This is a genomic window from Kitasatospora sp. NPDC059571, assembly GCF_042735675.1.
Lineage (GTDB): Bacteria > Actinomycetota > Actinomycetes > Streptomycetales > Streptomycetaceae > Kitasatospora.
This window is the reverse complement of record NZ_JBHWBW010000557.1, coordinates 1-4,747: the sequence shown is the minus strand read 5'-3', so window position 1 is coordinate 4,747 and position 4,747 is coordinate 1. Positions and strand designations below refer to the sequence as shown.

Below are 4,747 nucleotides of genomic sequence, written 5' to 3'. Positions count from 1 at the left end.
CCACCGCCCCCGCCCGCCCCGCCCGCGTCGGGGCGCTCGGCTGCCGGGCCGCCCCGGCGGTGGCGGTCGGCGAGCCGCTCGCCGAGCAGGTCCAGCAGCGGCAGCAGCACGGCGCGCTCGGTCGGGGTGAGGTCACCGAGCGCCCCGTGCACGGCGTGCATCCCGGCCCGGATCGTCCGGGCGAGCGCGCGCCCCTCCTCGGTCGGGGTGACGACCTTGCTGCGCCGGTCCTCGGGGGAGGGGTGGCGGCGCACCAGCCCGCGGGCCTCCATACGGGCGACCAGGCCGGTGGCGTTGGAGGCGTCGCAGACCAGGTGCTCGGCGAGGGCGCTCATCGACAGCGGGCGGTCCAGCGCGACCAGGGCGCGCGCCTGGGTGGTGCTGAGCCCGTGCCGGGCGGCCACCGTGGCAAGGTCGTCGTAGTAGCCGCGGACCACCCGCGCCAGCGGCTCGACCAGATCCGAAGCCTCGGGATTCACTTGACATCCTCAACTTTCGGCCGTTTCCTGAACGGGTAGGTAGTTGAGGATATCAACCTTCTCCCCCGGAAGGGCCCCGCCATGAACGACCACGTCCCCGCCGCCGAGCCGATCGGCGCCCTCGTCGCCCGCCTCCGCGACACCTTCCGCACCGGCCGCACCAGGCCGCTGGAGTGGCGCACCGCGCAGCTGCACCGGCTGCGCGCGCTGCTCACCGAGAACCGGGCCGACCTGGCCGAGGCGCTCCGCGCGGACCTCGGCAAGGGCGAGCAGGAGGCGCAGCGCACGGACGTCGACTTCGTGGTGCGCGAGATCGACCACACCCTGGAGCACCTGGCCGAGTGGCTGCGCCCGGAGCCCGCGCCCGTCCCCGCGCACCTGGGCGGTGCGGTGGCGCGCACGCAGTACGACCCGCTCGGCGTGGTGCTGGTGATCGCACCGTGGAACTACCCGGTGCAGCTGCTGCTGACGCCGGTGGCCGGGGCGCTCGCCGCGGGCAACGCGGTGGTCGCCAAGCCGAGCGAGCTGGCTCCGGCGACCTCGGCGGTGCTGGCCCGGCTGCTGCCCGCGTACCTGGACAGCGATGCGGTCGCGGTGGTGGAGGGCGGCGTCGCGGAGACCACCGAGCTGCTGGCGCAGCGCTTCGACCACGTCTTCTACACCGGCAACGGCGCGGTCGGCCGGGTGGTGATGCGCGCGGCGGCCGAGCACCTGACCCCGGTCACGCTCGAACTCGGCGGCAAGTCGCCGGTCTTCGTCGACCGGGACACCGACCCCGAGGAGGTCGCGCGGCGCCTGGTGGCGGGCAAGTTCCTGAACGCGGGGCAGACCTGCGTCGCGCCGGACTACGTGCTCGCCGACCCCGCGACGGCCGCCGCCCTGGCGCAGGCGCTGGCCGCGGCGGTGGAGGACCGGTACGGCGCCGACCCGGCGGCGGCGCCGCACTACAGCCGGATCGTCAACGAGCGGCACTTCGACCGGCTGGTGGGGCTGCTCGGCTCGGGCCGCGCGGTGGTCGGCGGCGGCCACGACCGGGCGGAGCGCTACCTGGCGCCGACCGTGCTGACCGGGGTGGCGCCGGACGCCCCGGTGATGCAGGAGGAGATCTTCGGCCCGATCCTGCCGATCCTGGAGGTGGCCGGCCCGGACGAGGCGATCGCCTTCGTCAACGGCCGGGAGAAGCCGCTCGCGCTGTACGTGTTCTCCGGGTCGGCACAGGTCCGCCGGCGCTTCGCCGAGGAGACCTCCTCCGGCGGCCTCGGCTTCGGCCTGCCGCTGGCCCACCTGACCGTCCCGGACCTGCCGTTCGGCGGCGTGGGGGAGTCCGGCATGGGCAGCTACCACGGCCGGTACTCGATCGAGACGTTCAGCCACCGCAAGGCGGTGCTGGAGGAGCCGGCTCCCGCAGCCTGCTGACCGGCCGCCCCGGCGAGAATTACTTGAGCTTCTCAATGGTGGCCGCGGGGTGACCGCCCGCCCGTCCGGTCCGCTCAGGCGTTGATCCGGACGAGGGCCAGGGTGATGTTGTCCGGTCCGCCGGCGTCGATGGCCGCCCGCCACAGTTCGAAGGCGGCGCGGCCGTCGTCGTAGGCGGCGAGCAGGGCGGCCAGTTCCTCGGGCGGTACGGGGTCGGTGAGCCCGTCGCTGCAGACCAGGAAGCGGGCGCCGACCGCGGCCGGGACGCGGCTGAGGTGCGGGTCCACCTCGCGCGGGTCGGCGGTGCCGCCGAGTGTGCTGGTGACGATGTTGGTGGTGCGCCGGCCGGGCGGCGGGGGCGGGCTGTCGTCGACGCTGAGCTGGCGCAGTTCCGGCCCGGCCGCGTCCAGCACCCGGCTGTCGCCGACGTTGAACACCATCGCCTCCTCGCCGGTCACCACCAGGCCGGCCACCGTGGTGCCCATCGCCGTGAACTCCGGGTCGGCGGCGGCCGCGCCGTACAGCGCCCGGTTGCAGGCGCGGATCTCCTCCCGGAGGGCGTCCTCGGTGTCGAGCGACGGGCCGACCGCGGCGAGGCGCCGGACGGTGAGCGAGGAGGCGACCTCGCCGGCCGGGTGCCCGCCGAGCCCGTCGGCGACGGCGATGACGCAGGGCGTGCCGAGCGGGAAGAGCAGCGTCTGCGGGCTCTCGGTGACGGTCGCGCAGAGCGTCCAGGGGCCGGCGACCAGGCTGTCCTCGTTGTGGTCGCGGATCAGGCCCTCGTGGCTCACCACGCTGACGGCGATGTGCGGCATCGTCCCGGCCCCTTCCTGATCGGCCCTCCCCGGCGCCCCGGTGGGACCCCTCCATTGTCGGTTCGGAGCAGCGGGGCCCGCCCGTCCGCTCAACGTTCTGTTGAAACCGCCCTTGACGCCCTCCCGCGGCCCGGCTTACTTTGATTTCGCATTCCAGAATCACTATTCCGTATCGCGGAAAACCCGCCTCGGGCAGGAGTAAGCCGATGCCTCGTATGACAGCCGCCCGTGCGGCAGTGGAGATCCTCAAGCGCGAGGGCGTTACCAACGCGTTCGGTGTGCCCGGCGCGGCGATCAACCCGTTCTACGCCGCCCTCAAGGCGTCCGGGGGGATCAACCACACCCTGGCCCGCCATGTCGAGGGCGCGTCCCACATGGCCGAGGGCTACACCCGTACCCACCCCGGCAACATCGGCGTCTGCATCGGCACCTCAGGGCCGGCCGGCACCGACATGATCACCGGTCTGTACTCCGCGATCGGGGACTCCATCCCGATCCTGTGCATCACCGGCCAGGCGCCGGTGGCGCGCATCCACAAGGAGGACTTCCAGGCGGTCGACATCGCATCCATCGCCAAGCCGGTCACCAAGGCGGCCACCACCGTCCTGGAGGCGGCCCAGGTCCCCGGCGTCTTCCAGCAGGCCTTCCACCTGATGCGCTCCGGCCGCCCAGGCCCGGTCCTGATCGACCTGCCGATCGACGTCCAGCTGACCGAGATCGAGTTCGACCCGGAGACCTACGAGCCGCTGCCGGTCTACCGGCCGGTCGCCACCCGGGCCCAGGTCGAGAAGGCGATCGGCCTGCTCAACGAGTCCGAGCGCCCGCTGATCGTGGCCGGCGGCGGTGTCATCAACGCGGACGCCACCGATCTGCTGGTCGAGTTCGCCGAGCTGACCGGCACCCCGGTCGTCCCGACCCTGATGGGCTGGGGCGCCATCGCCGACGACCACGAGCTGAACGCCGGCATGGTCGGCCTGCAGACCTCGCACCGCTACGGCAACGCGAACTTCCTGGAGTCCGACTTCGTCCTCGGCATCGGCAACCGCTGGGCCAACCGCCACACCGGCAGCCTGGACGTCTACACCAAGGGCCGGAAGTTCGTCCACGTCGACATCGAGCCGACCCAGATCGGCAAGATCTTCGCCCCGGACTACGGCATCGCCTCCGACGCCAGGGCCGCGCTGGAGCTCTTCGTCCAGGTCGCCAAGGAGCTCAAGGCCGAGGGCCGGCTGCCCGACCGCAGCGCCTGGGCCGCCTCCACCCAGGAGCGCCGGGCCACCCTCCAGCGGCGCACCCACTTCGACAACGTGCCGATGAAGCCGCAGCGCGTCTACGAGGAGATGAACAAGGCGTTCGGGCCGGAGACCCGCTACGTCACCACGATCGGCCTGTCGCAGATCGCCGGCGCGCAGATGCTGCACGTCTACAAGCCGCGGCACTGGATCAACTGCGGCCAGGCGGGCCCGCTCGGCTGGACGATCCCGGCCGCTCTCGGCGTCGCCACCGCCGACCCCGAGACCCCGGTCGTCGCGCTCTCCGGCGACTACGACTTCCAGTTCATGATCGAGGAGCTGGCGGTCGGCGCCCAGCACCGGATCCCCTACGTCCACGTCCTGGTGAACAACGCCTACCTCGGCCTGATCCGCCAGGCGCAGCGCAACTTCGACATCGACTTCCAGGTCAAGCTGGAGTTCGAGAACATCAACTCGCCGGAGCTGGGCGTCTACGGCGTCGACCACGTCAAGGTCGCCGAGGGCCTGGGCTGCAAGGCGATCCGGGTCACCGAGCCGGACCAGCTGCTGCCCGCCCTGGAGGAGGCCAAGAAGCTGGCCGCCGAGTACCGGGTGCCGGTCATCGTCGAGGCGATCCTGGAGCGGGTCACCAACATCGCCATGGCGGCGGCCGACATCGACAAGGTGAACGAGTTCGAGGAGCTCGCCACCGAGCCGGGCCACGCCCCCACCGCGATCCGCCCGCTGACGGTCTGACCGCAGCACGCAAGCACCGCGACGGCCGGGCCGCTGTCTCTTATACACT

4 protein-coding genes are annotated in these 4,747 nt (G+C 72.6%); 2 read left to right on the top strand and 2 right to left on the bottom strand.

What is annotated here, in order from left to right:
* On the bottom strand, positions 1 to 479 hold a 479-nt coding region (locus ACFV0G_RS35450), incomplete at its 3' end, for a MarR family winged helix-turn-helix transcriptional regulator (protein ID WP_380556823.1).
* 81 nt (positions 480 to 560) lie between these two features.
* On the opposite strand from ACFV0G_RS35450, the gene ACFV0G_RS35445 reads away from it, so the two are divergent.
* Positions 561 to 1,895, top strand: a complete 1,335-nt coding sequence (locus tag ACFV0G_RS35445; RefSeq protein WP_380556821.1) for an aldehyde dehydrogenase family protein — start codon at positions 561 to 563, stop codon at positions 1,893 to 1,895.
* A 74-nt stretch (positions 1,896 to 1,969) separates the two neighbouring features.
* Here ACFV0G_RS35445 and ACFV0G_RS35440 read toward each other — a convergent pair whose 3' ends face one another.
* Positions 1,970 to 2,710 (bottom strand): PP2C family protein-serine/threonine phosphatase, encoded by a 741-nt coding sequence (locus ACFV0G_RS35440; protein ID WP_380556819.1) that lies wholly within the window; start codon positions 2,708 to 2,710, stop codon positions 1,970 to 1,972.
* A gap of 206 nt (positions 2,711 to 2,916) precedes the next feature.
* Between ACFV0G_RS35440 and gcl the strand changes: the two genes are divergently transcribed.
* Complete coding sequence (gcl, locus tag ACFV0G_RS35435; protein WP_380556817.1) at positions 2,917 to 4,698, top strand: glyoxylate carboligase; 1,782 nt, start codon at positions 2,917 to 2,919, stop codon at positions 4,696 to 4,698.
* The last annotated feature ends 49 nt before the right edge of the window (positions 4,699 to 4,747 follow it).

Bases quoted from the DNA above. Each gene is read 5' to 3' on its own strand.
- gcl (WP_380556817.1), top strand. From the start codon at position 2,917: ATGCCTCGTATGACAGCCGCCCGTGCGGCAGTGGAGATCCTCAAGCGC.
- ACFV0G_RS35440 (WP_380556819.1), bottom strand. From the start codon at position 2,710: ATGCCGCACATCGCCGTCAGCGTGGTGAGCCACGAGGGCCTGATCCGC.
- ACFV0G_RS35445 (WP_380556821.1), top strand. From the start codon at position 561: ATGAACGACCACGTCCCCGCCGCCGAGCCGATCGGCGCCCTCGTCGCC.